The sequence below is a fragment of the Paenibacillus woosongensis genome (genome assembly GCF_009725165.1).
Classification (GTDB): Bacteria; Bacillota; Bacilli; order Paenibacillales; family Paenibacillaceae; genus Fontibacillus; species Fontibacillus woosongensis.
Genome location: NZ_WNZW01000001.1, coordinates 827349 through 842870 on the forward strand (window position 1 = coordinate 827349; position 15522 = coordinate 842870).

12 protein-coding genes are annotated in these 15522 nt (G+C 49.1%); 3 read left to right on the plus strand and 9 right to left on the minus strand.

All coding sequences use genetic code 11. The annotated features are described in order from the left end of the window. Nucleotides 1–34 precede the first annotated feature (34 nt). The 9 genes from GNP95_RS03960 to GNP95_RS04000 all read right to left on the minus strand — a co-directional run bounded on the left by GNP95_RS03960 (nt 35) and on the right by GNP95_RS04000 (nt 10284). Entirely contained in the window at nt 35–487 is a 453-nt protein-coding gene (locus GNP95_RS03960) for a family 43 glycosylhydrolase (protein ID WP_155609557.1), read from the minus strand. Continuing rightward, complete coding sequence (locus GNP95_RS03965) at nt 484–1467, minus strand: pectinesterase family protein (protein WP_330163287.1); 984 nt, start codon at nt 1465–1467, stop codon at nt 484–486. Before GNP95_RS03965 ends, GNP95_RS03960 begins: the two co-directional genes overlap by 4 nt. A gap of 34 nt (nt 1468–1501) precedes the next feature. Next, nucleotides 1502–2392, minus strand: coding sequence for a dienelactone hydrolase family protein (locus tag GNP95_RS03970; protein ID WP_155609559.1), 891 nt, complete (start codon nt 2390–2392; stop codon nt 1502–1504). A gap of 11 nt (nt 2393–2403) precedes the next feature. Next, entirely contained in the window at nt 2404–3765 is a 1362-nt protein-coding gene (locus tag GNP95_RS03975) for a glycoside hydrolase family 28 protein (protein WP_155609560.1), read from the minus strand. Between the two features lie 102 nt (nt 3766–3867). Beyond that, a complete protein-coding gene (locus GNP95_RS03980; RefSeq protein WP_155609561.1) occupies nt 3868–4965 on the minus strand; it encodes a glycoside hydrolase family 88/105 protein in 1098 nt (365 codons plus the stop codon). Between the two features lie 65 nt (nt 4966–5030). Continuing rightward, on the minus strand, nt 5031–5906 hold the full coding sequence (locus GNP95_RS03985; protein ID WP_155609562.1) for a carbohydrate ABC transporter permease: 876 nt from the start codon (nt 5904–5906) through the stop codon (nt 5031–5033). Between the two features lie 21 nt (nt 5907–5927). Further along, the gene (locus tag GNP95_RS03990) at nt 5928–6893 is read right to left on the minus strand and encodes an ABC transporter permease (protein WP_155609563.1); all 966 of its coding nucleotides are present in this window, start codon (nt 6891–6893) and stop codon (nt 5928–5930) included. A gap of 130 nt (nt 6894–7023) precedes the next feature. After that, on the minus strand, nt 7024–8559 hold the full coding sequence (locus tag GNP95_RS03995; protein ID WP_155609564.1) for an extracellular solute-binding protein: 1536 nt from the start codon (nt 8557–8559) through the stop codon (nt 7024–7026). A gap of 195 nt (nt 8560–8754) precedes the next feature. Beyond that, on the minus strand, nt 8755–10284 hold the full coding sequence (locus tag GNP95_RS04000; protein WP_155609565.1) for an extracellular solute-binding protein: 1530 nt from the start codon (nt 10282–10284) through the stop codon (nt 8755–8757). A 222-nt stretch (nt 10285–10506) separates the two neighbouring features. Here GNP95_RS04000 and GNP95_RS04005 point away from each other — a divergent pair, with 222 nt between their 5' ends. The 3 genes from GNP95_RS04005 to GNP95_RS04015 all read left to right on the plus strand — a co-directional run bounded on the left by GNP95_RS04005 (nt 10507) and on the right by GNP95_RS04015 (nt 15515). Then, a complete protein-coding gene (locus tag GNP95_RS04005; protein WP_230873641.1) occupies nt 10507–12837 on the plus strand; it encodes a helix-turn-helix domain-containing protein in 2331 nt (776 codons plus the stop codon). A 127-nt stretch (nt 12838–12964) separates the two neighbouring features. Beyond that, nucleotides 12965–13960, plus strand: a complete 996-nt coding sequence (locus GNP95_RS04010; RefSeq protein WP_155609567.1) for a LacI family DNA-binding transcriptional regulator — start codon at nt 12965–12967, stop codon at nt 13958–13960. A 142-nt stretch (nt 13961–14102) separates the two neighbouring features. Beyond that, a complete protein-coding gene (locus tag GNP95_RS04015; protein WP_155609568.1) occupies nt 14103–15515 on the plus strand; it encodes a tagaturonate reductase in 1413 nt (470 codons plus the stop codon). Nucleotides 15516–15522 lie beyond the last annotated feature (7 nt).

Here is a 15522-nt window from a genome sequence, read left to right on the forward strand (position 1 = left end):
TCAAAAGCGTGGACCAATAAGTCCACGCTTTCTTCTATTGCGCCGATGCCGAGACAAGCTTGTCTTGACCGAAACGGGACAGCGCAGAATCGAATCCGCGATTCAAGCAGATCGGTTCCGACCATGGCCCTTCGATCCGGTCTGCGACCATTAAATAGCTGTGACATTCCATCATAGGCCGTTTCGCGGTTCTCGTATCGGTATAAGTCAGATAAAATTGATGGTCATGATAACTCAGCTGCGGTGTCCAGACACCTATATCCGCACTGCTGCTCCAAGCTGTATGATTCGTTAATATATCGGTGTAATGCTCCCACTGGATCAAATCCTCCGACTGATATATCCGGATGCCAGACAAGCCTTCGATATAAGGTACCGCTGCATAATAAATATCAGCCACGCTAATCATGCTCGTGTTCGCATCGAAATCAGCCAACAGCAGGGACGGGGAATGATGAATTTGATGAAGCTGCCCACTTGTCGTCATCGTTTCTGCTCCCCTTCCCGCTTCCAAAAATTCGTGCCGGCAAACACCTGCTCCTTCCTCAGCGCCTCCGGCTCCGTCTCAAAGCAGCCTGCCCACGATACCCGCTGCAAGCGCAGCAACCCAGCCTGATCACCGCCATATTCCTCGTAGCAGACGGTCTTCTCATTCGCTGGATCGTTCCAGTTATCCCAGCCGTGCGGATGAATATGCTCGCCCAGCACACAATGTACAAATGCGGTTTTGGCAAATTCCCGCCACGGTCTCCCCAGGTATACATTATTGACGCCCGGAGCAGCGGTCAGGAAACAGCGGTCAAACACGTAGCCATACTCCTGTCCTTGCGGCGTAGAGGCAGCCGTGACATAACCCGGCTGATCCTCGAAATGGCGCAGGCTTCTAATCTCGCAGCCCTCAAAATAAGCCGCCGCTCCGCCAAAAATAAAATCCACAGTCCCCTCGATATAGCAATGCTGATACAACTGACGGTAGTTCGCATGATGCTCCCTGAGCGGAATGCCGCCGAATTCCGCCCTTTCTCGGGGTGCCGGCGGCAGCGGGCCCGTAAACAGCGTATCCTGATGGCCCTTGAAGGAGCAGTTCCTGAACACGGCCTTGTCGCAATGCGCATAGACGGCTACCGCCTGCCCGATGTCCGGTCCTTGTCCGGCCGTATTCGACACCACAATATTTTCAAGGACTAAATCGCTGCCGCCTAGAAACAAGGTCGGTGTCCCGAAGGTTTCGATTCGCTCGCCATGTTCGTCCAGCTGTTGGGCATATTTTTTGCCTGTGATTTCGACATGTCCAAGGCCAATGATTCGTAAATGCGAACGATAGATAAGCACATTCTCTTCATATATACCCGACATGATATACAGCGTTTGAACCGTGTCCGCATTTCGCTGTCCCGGCAGCTCCAGGAAATCGATCGCCGCCTGGATGCTCTGGAAATGACAGATGGATTGTTTCCCTACAATAATATGTTTGGATACTTGCCCTGAAATTGGAGCCATTCTACAAATGCTCCGCTAAAAATTTCTGCCAGGCTACCCGCATTTCCAGCGTCTCCATATGCCCGGCGCTGGAAATGAACGGCTGCCAATGCTTGGCTTTGCCTGCGGCCTGATAGGCCTCATACAGTCCGTCGGCTAGATACTCAACGCCCTCAATCGGAGTCATCCGGTCGTTGCGCCCGACCATGCTCATACGGGCCCGCGGCACGATAAGCTTCTGAATATCTAGAGTCTTGAAATGCTTCAGCAGGCCCGGCACGTACGAATAGAACCCATGATGATCCAGGCCCCGCTTGGCAATCAGCGTCTCCGCATCTACTTGCCCGCAGATGTCGATCGCGACCTTGATCCGCTCATCGAGGGCCGCGAGCCACCATGACATCATGGCCCCCATCGACATTCCCATCGTTGCGATGCGGGAAGCGTCGATATCCTCGCGGTGGCACATGTAATCGACCATGCGCATATTGTCGTAAATCATCATGCCCCACATTACCCTGCCCCGCCACAGCATTTCCTTGACAAGCTCGCTCTCTTTTTTACCGCCGCGTTCATTGAAGCCCCACATGTCGATGCAGCAGGCTGCGTATCCCATTCCCGTAAGAACCTTCGCAAACGAAGGCTCCTGCAGATAGTGGCTGCTCTTAATAAATTCCTTGCGGCCCCGCTCATAATCCCCGCCATGGGAATGGTTGACGACAACGAGCGGGAACGGCCCTTCTCCATGTAAAGGTTTAGCCACATAAGCGGGTACTTGTTCGATTCCATTCAGGTCGAGCACCAAAGATTCCAGCAAGTAGCCGTCGTACTCCTCCTGGGTCAATACCGTCGCCGTAATCGGCTTATTGACGGGCAGGTCCCCCAGCAATCCTCTTAATCGCTCACGTGTCATAACGCTTCACCTCATTCAATAATATTGTCGTTGGAAGGTGCGACTGTAACTTGCTCAACCAGCTTCTCAGGCTTGCTGGTGTTTCTGGATTCACACTGCGTGATCTCCACATTTTCGCCGTTCTCGATATAGAAGGCCGTACCTTCATGGTTCTCGATCGTAACGCGGTTAAAGCGAATATCTCTTACGTTTCCTAGATAAAAGCCGCGGCGCTGCATTTTATCGATGCCTGCCATCATCGCGGGATAACCTGGAATCGCATCCGTTGCCATGGAAATATCAATATCGTTGAATGTGATTTCTGAGATGTATTGCTCAGCAAGTCCATACAGGAAGCCGGCTGCGGCATGAACGTTCCGGGCCGTAATATTCGCGAAATGAATGCGGCGGAAGCACGGAGTTTCCTCTGTGACCGGGTAAGGATGTTTATCCCATACATATTTCTCCTTGCCGCGAGGTCCGCAGAAATAATACAGGTTCAGCTTGATTGGACAGATCACATCTTCCATGACAATGTTGCTGATGCGAATGTCTTCAACAATTCCACCGCGTCCTCGCCTGGATTTGAGCCGAATGCCCCGATCCGTCTGCTTAAACGTGCAGTTGCTGATCGTGACGTTGCGAATATTTCCGCTCATCTCGCTTCCGAGCACGACGGCGCCATGACCATGAACCATCGTGCAGTTGGTAATCGTGATGTTCTCGCATGGCACGCGCTCCGCCGTATCTTCGGTTCCGGCCTTAATCGCAATGCAATCGTCGCCAACGTCGATATTGCAGTTGCTAATGCGCACGTTCGTGCATGACTCCGGGTTAATGCCGTCCGTATTGGGCGAATCCGCCGGATTATAGATCGAGACATTGTCCACGGTGACATCATAGCAGCAAATCGGATTTACGGTCCAGCTTGGGGAATTCCGGATGTTCACATCCTTGATCGTTACCCGGCGGCAGTTATAGAAGCCAATTGTCGTTGGCCGCGGATACTCCAGCTCCTCCGGTCTGTTCCGGTGCTTATCCCACCACGGCTGTCCGTTCCCTTCGATCGTCCCGCTTCCGGTAATCGATACATTCTGCGCATCGAAGCCGTTAATGCAAGGCGCATGCACCTGCCGCTTTACGCCTTCCCATCGCGATTCCACGGCCGGAAAATCATCCGGGTTCGTGCTAAATGATAACACGGCCCCTGGATTCAATCGCAATTCTATATTGCTTGTCAGAAAAATAGCTCCGGTCAAAAACGTGCCCGCCGGCACATATACCGTTCCACCTCCAGCTTCGCTGGCCGCGGCAACCGCTTTGGCAATGGCCTCTGTCGCGAGTATCCCGCTATCCCGCTGCGCCCCGTAATCTACAATGTTATATACATGCATCTGCTCTCGCTCCCATTATTATGCTATCGTCTTAGATACATAAGGACCTGATACCCTGCGTTTCCAGAGAATCAAGTCCTGCTGCAATGAAGATCGTTGCCATTAATCGTTAATTAAGGACTGCATCTCAACACAGGCCATAACCAGGGCGCCTACCCCGTGCAAATCGTTATTTACTTTTGGACGGGTGACGTAATTTTCGTAATCCCCGGCAGAGGTGCCAATGCAAATATCCGGTAAAATCAATCTTCCCTGTTCATCCTGCTGCAGCACGCTGATCAAGCCCTTGTAACCTTTTTGGGCTGCAGCCAGAGCTTTCTCCCCGGAAATTCCCAGCTTAACGGCCTTCGCAATCGCATACACGAATAAACACGAACCCGAAGTTTCAAGCCAGTTATCAGACATATGGCCCTTATCGACGACCTGATACCATAACCCGCTTTCTTCATCTTGATAGCGAATCAGCGCTTCTACGAAATCACCTAACACAGGAATCAGCTCTGCACGCCCCGGATGGTCTGCCGGCAGCAGATCCATAAACTGGGCCAGGGCAAGACCGTACCATCCCAGCGACCGGCTCCAAAATTCAGGAGAGCATCCTGTCTCCGGATCGGCCCACGGCATGCGGCGGCTTTCGTCCCAAGCATGATACAGGAGACCGGTCGCCTCATCCTTCATATGCTTGCGCATTAATCTCTCTTGATGAAGCACCGTATCCCGCAGACCAGTCTCGCCATAGGCGTTGGCATACTTCAAGGAGAATACGCCGGCCATGTACAGTCCGTCCAGCCACATTTGGTAAGGATATTTATCCTTGTGCCAGAAGCCGCCCTCCGAGGTCTGGTTGATGGTCAACAGCAAATTCCTCAGCTTCTCCGCCGCGATCCGGTATTTCTCCTGTCCCGTTCTTTCGTGAAGATTGAACAGCAGCAGCCCTGCCTGCATGGCATCCAGCTCATCCCGCTGAAAGTACAAATTGCCGTACTCATCCACAAGATCGTCTACATATTCCTGAATGTAATCGACGTAACGATCTTCCCGAACCGTTTCCCACAGCAGCTCCATGCCGCACAGGAATACACCTTGATGGTAATGCCAGCGGTGAGCTGGGGGAAGTTCCCCCGCCTTATAGGTGTCCATTAAGGAATCACATGCTTTTTTGGCCCAATCCAGCGGCGCAGCCGATACATTTACAGTCATTTCTAAGCTCCCTCCATGTTAACAATATCCTTTTGCTCTAAGCTGAAACGGCAAGATAACATGAATTATCCTTTCATCGAACCCAGCAATGCTCCTTTGGCAAAATGCTTTTGCAGGAACGGATACACCATCAGAATCGGCAAAGTGGCCACGACGATAACCGCCATTTTAATCGTCTGGTCTGGCGGCGGCACGACGCCGTCCAGCGTAGCGCTATGATCCAGGCCGCTGGCCAGGACGACAATTTGTCTGAGCAGGACCTGAATCGGCCATTTTGCGCTGTCATCCAGGTACAGAATCGCCGTTAAGTAGGTGTTCCAATAAGTAACCGCGTAGAACAATGAAATCGTCGCCATCGCCGGCATGGATAAAGGCAGTACAATTTTGAACAGAATGCCGAAATCGTTACAGCCGTCAATTTTGGCTGATTCCTCAAGCCCTTCCGGTATATTCTGAAAAAAGTTTTTGAGAATAATCATGTTAAATGCACTGATTGCCGACGGAATAATCAATGCAGCATACGTATCGATCATGCCCAGTTCTTTAACGACCAGGAACGTAGGAATCAATCCGCCATGGAATAACATTGTAAATACGACCATGAAGTTCACGACCTTGCGCCCGTCCAAGTCCCGGCGCGCTAGCCCATAAGCCATTAAAGACGTCAGAAACATACTGACCAGGGTTCCAACCAGCGTCACTCCGATGGATACGCCCATCGCCTTAAAAATCGTATTCGTGGAAAATATAAATTTATACGCCTCGAAACTCCAAACCTTGGGAATCAGCACGAATTTACTGGCCGCCAATTCCGCGCTCGTGGTAAATGATCCTGCTACAACGTGAATAAAAGGAAGCACCGTAATCAAAGCGATGATCGCTAATAGCGTAAAGTTAAGGGCAGCAAACAGCCTGCCGGTGAAAGATCTATCTTCTACCATTTCAATTCCTCCCGTAGCATATCAATAGACGCCTTCTTCTCCCATTTTCTTAGAGATTTTGTTTACAGTCATGACCAGAATGAGGCCGATGACGGATTTAAAGAAGCCGATCGCCGTACTGTAGCTGAACTGACCTTGTCTTAAACCTGCAGTGTAAACATACGTATCGATAATCTCCGCAACTTCTCTGTTCATGGAATTGAGCAGCAAGTAGACGTGTTCGAATCCCAAATCGAGAACGGAACCAATTTTCAAAATAAAGAGAGTAATAATAACGCCCCGAATAGCCGGGATCGTAATGTGCCAAATTTGTCTCAGTCGTCCGGCACCGTCCATGCGAGCCGCTTCATACAGCCCTGGGTCGATTGCCGCGATCGAAGCCAGGTAAATGATCGTTCCCCAGCCTGCTTCTCTCCAGATCACCTGGATGATGTACATCGGTCTAAACCAGCTCGGGTTTAGCAGAAAGTTGATTTTTTCAAATCCAAAAAAGACAAGCAAATCATTGATAATCCCTCCGTCCATCGTGACCATGACAAATGAAATGGAAACGACGATAACCCACGACATAAAATGGGGGATATAGAGGAGCGACTGGAAAATTCGTTTGAAGAAGTTCCCTCTGAGCTCATTCAACATTAATGCAAGGATGATTGGTATTGGAAAGTATATAAAAATATTCAATCCGAATAGAACAATGGTATTCTTCAAAATGTTTAGAAAATCCGGTTCGCTGAACAGCCTGTTGAAATGCTTCATGCCTACCCAGTTGCTTCCCATGATGCCGTTGTAGGGCTTATAATCCTGGAATGAAATGATAAGTCCGTACATGGGCAGGTATTTGAAAATGATAAAGTACAGCAAGCCCGGCGCAATCATGACATAGAGCCATCGATTTCTCCATATTCGTTTTCTAACTTCATTTTTGCTCCTCGAAGCCTCAGGTACCGGTTGAGCTGTACTTGCCTGTGCGGTGACTTCCTGCATGTTCTTCTTCCTTTCTGTTTCATATTGGTGCAAGGCTGCGCAGCTCTTAGGAATAGAAGAGGCTGTTGAGTGTATCAACAACCTTTTCTACTTCCATTTATAGCTAGCCTAACTGGCCTTGGCCAAATTCTTATTTCTTGTATGCAGCGTTGTACTCTTCGATGATTTTATCCCCGCCCCGCTTCTTCCAGTTCTCAACTTCTTTCTCAAAACCGGCTTTATCGATTTGGCCGTACATATATTTGTAGGTTGCGTCCGTAATGATCTGCTGCAGTTCGACGCCTTTCTCCGTATACGTAGCGGAATCAAGCGGTGCCGTTGGGTCTGGAACGCCTACCTTCACGTTCTCCAAGAGAAGCTCTTCAGCATGAATTCTGCCTGGCAGCGTGTTATAAGCTTCGTACATGCCGTTCGTCTCGGATTCGCCGATGAGGCTGTCCTTGTAGCCTTTGACTTCTCTTTCGATCAATTCCTTATCGTCCGTTGGCTTGGCTTTGCCGTCTTCAACGGTATAGTGAACGCCTTCAATGCCCCAGAACATCAGGTTGGCAATTTCCGGTGTCATCATTTTGTCGAAGAAGGCAAGGATTTTCTTCAATTCAGCCTCATCTTTGATTGCGCTTTTCGGGAACAGAACTACGTTGTTATACCCAGGGATCATCCATTGGGCAAACTTTCCGTCCGGCCCGGCCACCATACTGTGCGTATCCACGACAGCTTCCGGAACGTTTTTGATGAGGTCTTTGTGCAAGGAGTCGATATCCTGCATGGAACCGCCGATATAAAGGCCCGCTTTACCGCTGGTGAACATTTTAACGGCATCCGTTTTACTTGTTGCCGCGAAGTCCTGGTTCATATAACCGCCATCGCGAAGCTTCTTGAAGAAGTCCATCGTGTCGATATATTGCGGGAATGTAAATTCAGGCTGCAGCTGGCCGTCTTTCTCTCCCCAGCCGTTCGGTGTTCCGAACCAGGAGGATACGGTTTTGAACGCGCCATAGATCAATTCGTTCCGGTCAACGACTCCGATCGTATCCTTAACATTGTTGCCATCCGGATCTTGTTCTGTAAACGCTTTCGCCATTTCGAACAATTCATCGACATTAGCCGGAGCAGCCAGATTCAATTTGTCCGCCCAGTCTTTACGATAGATAATGCCTTGACGGGCCAGCGGTCTGCCGATGTACAGAGAGTACAGCTTACCTTCGACCTTCGTATTATTGAGAATTTCCGGCTTCAGCTTGCTCAGATTAGGAAACTCGCTGAGGTAAGGCCCGATCTCCCAGAATTGTCCGTCTTTAATCGCATCCTTCATTTGAATGAAGGTTGTTTGGTTTTTCAAATAAGTCACTTGCGGCAGGGAACCCGTTGCAAAGGAAGAGTTCAGTTTCTCTTCATAAGTGTCTGCCGGGAAAAATTGATACGTTAATTTCGTGTTCGTCAATTTTTCTAATTCATTTTTAATGGTGTCTGGCGGTGTCTCTGAAGTATTAAGTGGAAGCATAATCTTGATTTCCGTCGGTGCATCCGATTCGGCGCCTTTCGACGTATCGCCCCCTGTTGCCGGTGCTGTCGGAGCTGCTTTGTCGTTGCCGCCACAGGCTGTCAGCATTACGCTTAGTGTCAGCAGTACCGCTAACATGATGGAGAAGGATTTTTTCTTCATAACCATTTTGACCTCCATTTGACTTATTGTGTTTACATGTTCAACAGTACAGCTTAACCGCAGTTACGAATACAATCATTTGTTCATAAACGCCGGTATATCAAGGAATCTGAACAAATGATTATCGACGTCATAAGAGAGAAATTCCACATAAAAAAACCACTGCGTTAATGACGCAGTGGTCGCTTGCCGGCCCTATTCATGTTCTCTTATTTGTTCGCGCTCCAAGGCTTCGCGGTACTCCTGGATAATCAGGTCGCCGCCGTTTTGCCGCCATTTCAAAGTTTCTTGCTTGAACCCCTCCGCCGTTATTTTGCCCAAAATATAATTGTAGGTTGCGTCGGTAATGATCTGCGAAAGCTCGGCATTCTTCTCATCATATGTGTCAGAGCTTAAGTGAACAGTTGGATCGGCTACCAGGAAAGATTCATTATCTTCGCTGAGGCGTTCCGCGAGTGCGGTCAGTTCTTCCTTCTGCGCTACCTCCAGAATGTTCTGGTTGCTGACATTGGCAATCATTAACGAGTAGAGCGGGTTGACCTCGTCCACGCGCAGCCTGGAGGTCTCCTCGGGAAGAATGACTTTCCCGTCCACGATTTCGTAATGGCGTCCCTCCACTCCATACATCATCAGGTTGGCAACATCTTTATCCATGGTCCGGTCGAAAAAGGCGAGCACCTGCTTCAGTTCTTCTTCCGTGGCGATCGCTTTTTTGGAGAAGAGATACAGTCCGTTATAATTAGGAATGGACCAGACCCTGTACCCTTTCGGCCCCTTGATCCGGTTGATCAATGCCAGCTCGACCTTGGGGTTTACGGCATGAGCTTCGATGGAGAGGCGCTGGGCGTCCGTCATGCTGCCGATGTAAACGCCTGCATAACCGCGGATGAAGCTGTCTCGCTGCAGCTCTTTGCTGGTAAGGGCAAAGTCCTGGTTAATCAATCTCTCGTCATACAGCTTCTTCATGAAATTCATCGTGTCCATGTACTCTTCTGTCTCAAACTCAGGGATGAACTCGCCGCCCGCCAGCTCCCAATTGTTTGGGGTACCAAAATAAGAGCTCAGCGTCTTAAATACGCCGTATACCAGGTCGTTCCGGTCAACTAGGCCGATCGTGTCCTGCTTCCCGTTCTGATCAGGGTCATTATACGTAAATTGCTTTAGGACTTCGTACAGCTCATCTAAGGATTGAGGCTCCTTCAGATGAAGATTCTCCAGCCAATCCTTGCGGATAATGATCCCTTGCCTTGAGGACGGGCGTTCCGTGTACAGACCGTATATTTTCCCCTCTACAGCCGTCTGCTGCAGAATGGAGGGATTCAGTTGGCTTAAGTTGGGAAACTGGTCAAGGTAAGGCTCGATCTCCCAAAACTCCCCCGATTTGATGGCATTTTTAACCAGGCTGTAGTCGGTAAACTTTACGAAGGTTACCTTGGCCAGCGAGTTGGTCGTGAGCGCCGTATTCATTTTATCGGTATATACCCCTTCAGGAACCCAGCGTATATCAAGCTCCGCTCCCGTCAGTCCCTCCAGCTCGGCTATGACCTCTTGGGAGGGCTGCTGCGGAAAATGCAAAGGTGCTAAAATCGATATATAGGGACGTTGATCCCGGACATCCGTTTGAACCGGACGAACATTGCTGCACCCAATCAACAAGGTGAAAAAAAGCATAACCGGTACAAAAAAAAGGCGTAGCGTTGTCCTTCTCGTTGACACTCTAGGCATTCCAGTTCCCCCTAAAAACAATGTGAAATATGTCTCCCTGACTTCACTTGAAGAAATATACAATAAATCCTATATCTTGAATTTTTCCAAATTTATAGCCATAATTAGAGGAAATGATTATTGCGTTATGAGATGATTATTGTTATTATTCATCAAAATGCAGGTTATACTGACTACTTCTACACGAGCAGAGGTGCGAGTTCTGTGAGACCACTTAGTTTCTTGAGTAAACTGATGCTTTTCGCCTTTGTGATCAGTACGCTTCCCGTGTTGTTCATCGGTTCTTTTTCATATTTGACGTCTTCCAACGAAATTCAGAAAAATGTGAACAAAAGTAAAATGGAACTGATCCTGCAAATCAATTCAAATGTAGAGCATAAATTAGCAACAGTCAATCAAACTTTAAATCAAGTCGTCAACTCCAGTGTATTAAAAAGGGCACTTGACAACCCGCTAAATGAGAGCGATTTCATTTTGTATAACGATCTGAGGAATGAAATCCGCAACATGCAATCCTTTGATACAAAGCTCGAGGATGTCGTGCTGATTAATCAGCGCAAGAACTGGATGATTAAAAATTCCGGCTTGTACCGCCTTGATCAGTACAAAAATTATGAGCAGCTCGCAAATTTGATCAATACTTCGGATAATACGTCTTGGGTGATGACCCCCTCTGCCTGGTTTTATAGCGAGGAAAGCTTAAATGTCACAAACTGCGATTACAATATTAGCCTGATCAAAAGGCTCCCAACTTCCAAACTGCATAAATACGGTCTAGCGATGGCTAACATCCCTGCCTGCAGCTTGAAGGACTTCATCAACTCGGAGATCCAGCCTTTCGACAGCATCATGATTGTCGATGAGCATAACCGCATTCTTCTTCATCCAGATAATTCAATGATTGGCAAACCTGTAAGTGAAAGCGGATTCAACGAAATCTCCACGATCGCTGACTCCTCTGCGCTTTCAGGACAATTCAAAACGCTTATCGATAAAAAGGATTATGCCGTTACCTACTTGAAATCTCAAATGAACGGCTGGGTTTACCTGTCGGTAACTTCCATCGAGAGCATGACCAAAGAATCGGGCAAAATCGGCACGTACACGCTATATGTCTGTTTATTTATGCTTCTGTTATCTATCTCAATTGCCTGGCTCGGCTCACGCCGCATGTATTCGCCAATCGAGAGGCTGCTTAACCAGATGGGACAGCGCAAATCAGACATCAGATCCAAACATGCCAACGAGTTTCAAGTGATCGGGGAACATGTTCAGCATCTCTTCCAGTCCAAATCGCAGCTGGAGAAGGAGGTCCGCCAGCATATTCAGCAGGTGCGTACTTTTTTCCTGATCAAGGCGTTCAACGGGCATCTGAAAAAGAGGGAGCTTGCCGAGGAGCTGGAGCAGTTCGGCTACCTTGCCCAGGTCGAAGCATGGAAAACGATGGCCGTATTCACCTTATCGATCGATTTCTGTGATGACTCTGCTTATGAGAAGCAGGACCTGAACCTCCTGCTGTTCGCTGCGCACAATATGATTGAGGAGCTGGTGCCTTCCGACCAGCGGCTTGCCCCGGTGATGATTGACCAGACAGTGGTCACCTTGATCGGCAGCACCGACCCGGACGAAGGTTCGTTCCACCAGACGCTGTATTCGCTCACGGAGAAGCTGCAGCAGGAAATCAACAGCTATTTGAAGCTGCAGGTCAGCATTGGCCTGAGTCTGCCCTTCCATTCTGTGCACAAAATCTCGACCGCTTACCGGGAAAGCCTGGAAGCGCTGAAGCATCGGATCAAACTGGGCAAAGGCGTGATCATTCAATATGAGAACATCAACTCGGGCAAGCATTATTTGAACTTAAACTACCCGACGCACAAGGAAAATGACTTGATGGACGCCATCAAGCTGGCGGAAACCGATAAAGCGAAGGAAATCGTGAGCCAGCTGTTCAAATCGATCTTCACGCTGGAGCTTACTCCGCAGGAATATCAAGTTCCGCTGAACCGGCTCTTGAACAACTTGCTGATTATGATGCAGGAGTCGGGAATCAGCCTGAATCAAATTTACCATGCGAACGGTTCCTTGTTTGAAGAGATGCTGGAACTGCACACCGTCGCTGAAATCGAGGACTGGTTCTGGAGCGTAGTCATCCATCCGATGATCAAAATATTCAACAGCAGGCAAAATGCCCAATACCATAACATTTCCGAGAAAATCATCGATCTGGTGCAGCATTATTACGATACGGATCTTACTCTTGAAGAGTGCGCATCCAGGCTCCATTACAACGCCAACTATATCAGCAGCATTTTCCGCAAGGAGACGCAATACAATTTCAGCGAATATTTGACGATGTACCGGTTCAAAATGGCCAAGAAATGGCTTGAAGAAACGGATATGCCGGTTAAAGATATCGCCGCCAAGCTCAGGTATAACAATTCTCAGAACTTCATCCGGTCATTCCGGAAGCAGGAAGGCATGACGCCTGGGCAATATCGCGATGGCCATGCCGCGTCCAAGAGGCCGAATTCAGGTTTGGATGAATCGATGTAACTTGCGAAAATTTTTCACGTGTGCATAGCATAAAACACTTGATTTATATGGCTTAGGGATATACAATGGAATCGTTAACAATTACAGGGATTCAAAAATTACAGGGATTCAAAAATAGTGAGGTTTTATGATAACGATTAAAGATATTGCCCGGGTAGCCGGCGTATCCCATACGACCGTCTCCCGGGCGCTCAACGGCAACCCGCTGATCAAGAAGGAGACCCGGGATCGTATCGAGAGGATCGCCGCGGAACTGAATTACGTACCGAACTACAACGCCAAGAGCCTGGTGATGAAGAAGTCTTATACGATCGGCCTCTTCTTCTCCAGTATCGACCAAGGAACCTCGGCCAGCTTTCTCGTGGAAGTGATCAAGGGAATCAACCATGTTCTGGACGAGAACTACAACCTGTCCGTGAACGGAATCGACAGCATTCACAATCTGGACAACATTATTCCCCAGCGCTTTGATGGCATTCTCGTGATGAGCCAGAGCGATGCGGACAACGCCTTCATCTATCACGTCAAGAAGATGGGCATTCCCTTGGTCGTCCTGAATCGGCAGCTGGAGGATTCAAGCATCATGAACGTCATTGCGAACGATCGCGAAGGCGTCAAGGAAGCGATCGATCATGCGATTTCCCAAGGCCATCGCAAGCTGGCGATGATTGAAGGCAAGACGGGCTTCAAATCCTCCACGGAACGCAAGCAGGGTTTCCTGGACAGCATGATGGAGCATGGCCTTCCGCTCGTATCAGATTATTTCGCAAGCGGCGATTACAGCATTGAGAGCGGCTACATGGCGATGTCCCGCTTGTTGGCCTTGCCTGATCCGCCTACGCTCGTGTTTTGCGGCAATGACGATATGGCGATCGGCGCGATGAACGCTTGCTTTGCTGAAGGAGTCCCCATCCCGTCACAGCTGTCGATCATCGGATTCGACGACATCGTCTTCGCCCGCTACACGAACCCTGCCCTAACAACGGTTCGGAGGCCGATTGCCGATATTAGCGAGTTAGGAACCAAGAAACTGATCGACCTGATGCAGCAGCCGGACAGCAAGCCGGAGCAATTGTTCGTTAAGACGGCGTTAATGGTCCGGCAAACGGTAGCCAAAATTTAAGCCTCTGATTTAAGCCTTTTAAGTCTAAGGCGGCTAATCTTCACATATTTATTCTTAAAAAAAAGAGATTACTCTTTTTTTTAAATAAAATTGTTAACGTGTGCATTATGACGTTAATCACAAAAGGAGACAGCAATCCATTATGACACTAAAACCACTTTCCAGAACCACCTTTCCTGACCTGCCCACATACCCGGAAAAAATGATTCAATTCGGCGAAGGCAACTTCATGCGCGCTTTTGTGGACTGGCAGCTGCAGCAAATGAACAAGAATGGATTGTTCCAAGGCAGCGCCGTACTCGTTCAGCCGATTGAGCAGGGCCTAGGCGATATGCTGGCGAAGCAGGACTATCTGTACACTGTACTGCTAAACGGCATCATGCAGCAGCAAACGGTCAATGACCACGAGATTATTACCAGCGTCAGCCGCGTCATCAATCCTTATTCCGATTATGAGAGCTACCTGGCCTTGGCGGAAAACGACGAGCTGGAGTTCATTACCTCCAACACGACGGAAGCGGGAATTGCCTACCGTCCGGAAGACCGGCTTGCCGACGCTCCGCCGAAGAGTTTTCCCGGGAAATTAACGGCTCTGCTGCATAAACGTTTTGAGCTGGGCAAAAAAGGCTTCACCATTATCCCTTGTGAACTGATTGACCGCAACGGCGAGAAGCTGAAGGAAATCGTGCTGCAATACGCAAACGATTGGCAGCTGGGAGATGCGTTCATACAGTGGCTTGAGCAGGAGAATACGTTCTGCTGCAGCTTGGTGGACCGCATCGTTCCAGGCTACCCGCGCGACAAAGCGCAAGCTCTTGCGGAGGAACTGGGCTATCAAGATAATTTGATGGTTACGGCCGAGCCGTTCCTGTTCTGGGTCATTGAAGGTCCAGCTTCACTGTCCGAACGCCTGCCTCTGGCCAAAGCGGGGCTGAACGTGGTGGTCACCAACGACATGACCCCTTACCGGGAGCGCAAGGTTCACCTGCTTAACGGACCGCATACCGCAATGGTTCCGTTGGCCTTGCTAGCCGGGCTTGAAACGGTAGAAGATGTTATGAACGATGACACTTACTCCGTTTTCGTAAAAAAATTGATCGAGGACGAGCTGATTCCGATGCTCGATCTGCCAAAGGAAGAATTACAATCTTACGCAGAAGCCGTACAGGAGCGCTTCAAAAACCCGTTCATCCGTCACGAGTTGACTTCGATTTCGTTAAACAGCATTTCTAAATTCAAAACAAGATTATTGCCTGTCCTGCTTCGTTATCAGCGGGAAAAAGGCGAGCTTCCAAAGCTCACTACCCTCGCCTTTGCCGCTTTGTTGTTCAGCTACCGCGGCGACAAAATCGAGCGCCAGGACGGCGCTGAGGTCATTGCCGTCTTTGACCAGGCTTGGAGCCGTCCAGAATCGGTTGCAGTCACGATTCTTCAAGACGAGAGCTTATGGGGCGAAGATTTGACTAAGGTTCCAAATTTAGTGCAAGCGATTGAAGGGTATTTGGAGCAGCTAGAATCATCCGGAAGCCGTGCTGCTCTACAACAATTGATTTAGGAGAGAT

Excerpts from the sequence above, each read along its gene's own strand:
- GNP95_RS03975 (WP_155609560.1), bottom strand. The coding sequence starts at position 3,765 with ATGCATGTATATAACATTGTAGATTACGGGGCGCAGCGGGATAGCGGG.
- GNP95_RS03980 (WP_155609561.1), bottom strand. The coding sequence starts at position 4,965 with ATGACTGTAAATGTATCGGCTGCGCCGCTGGATTGGGCCAAAAAAGCA.
- GNP95_RS04015 (WP_155609568.1), top strand. The coding sequence starts at position 14,103 with ATGACACTAAAACCACTTTCCAGAACCACCTTTCCTGACCTGCCCACA.
- GNP95_RS03960 (WP_155609557.1), bottom strand. The coding sequence starts at position 487 with ATGACGACAAGTGGGCAGCTTCATCAAATTCATCATTCCCCGTCCCTG.
- GNP95_RS04010 (WP_155609567.1), top strand. The coding sequence starts at position 12,965 with ATGATAACGATTAAAGATATTGCCCGGGTAGCCGGCGTATCCCATACG.
- GNP95_RS03985 (WP_155609562.1), bottom strand. The coding sequence starts at position 5,906 with ATGGTAGAAGATAGATCTTTCACCGGCAGGCTGTTTGCTGCCCTTAAC.
- GNP95_RS03990 (WP_155609563.1), bottom strand. The coding sequence starts at position 6,893 with ATGCAGGAAGTCACCGCACAGGCAAGTACAGCTCAACCGGTACCTGAG.
- GNP95_RS03995 (WP_155609564.1), bottom strand. The coding sequence starts at position 8,559 with ATGAAGAAAAAATCCTTCTCCATCATGTTAGCGGTACTGCTGACACTA.
- GNP95_RS04000 (WP_155609565.1), bottom strand. The coding sequence starts at position 10,284 with ATGCCTAGAGTGTCAACGAGAAGGACAACGCTACGCCTTTTTTTTGTA.
- GNP95_RS03970 (WP_155609559.1), bottom strand. The coding sequence starts at position 2,392 with ATGACACGTGAGCGATTAAGAGGATTGCTGGGGGACCTGCCCGTCAAT.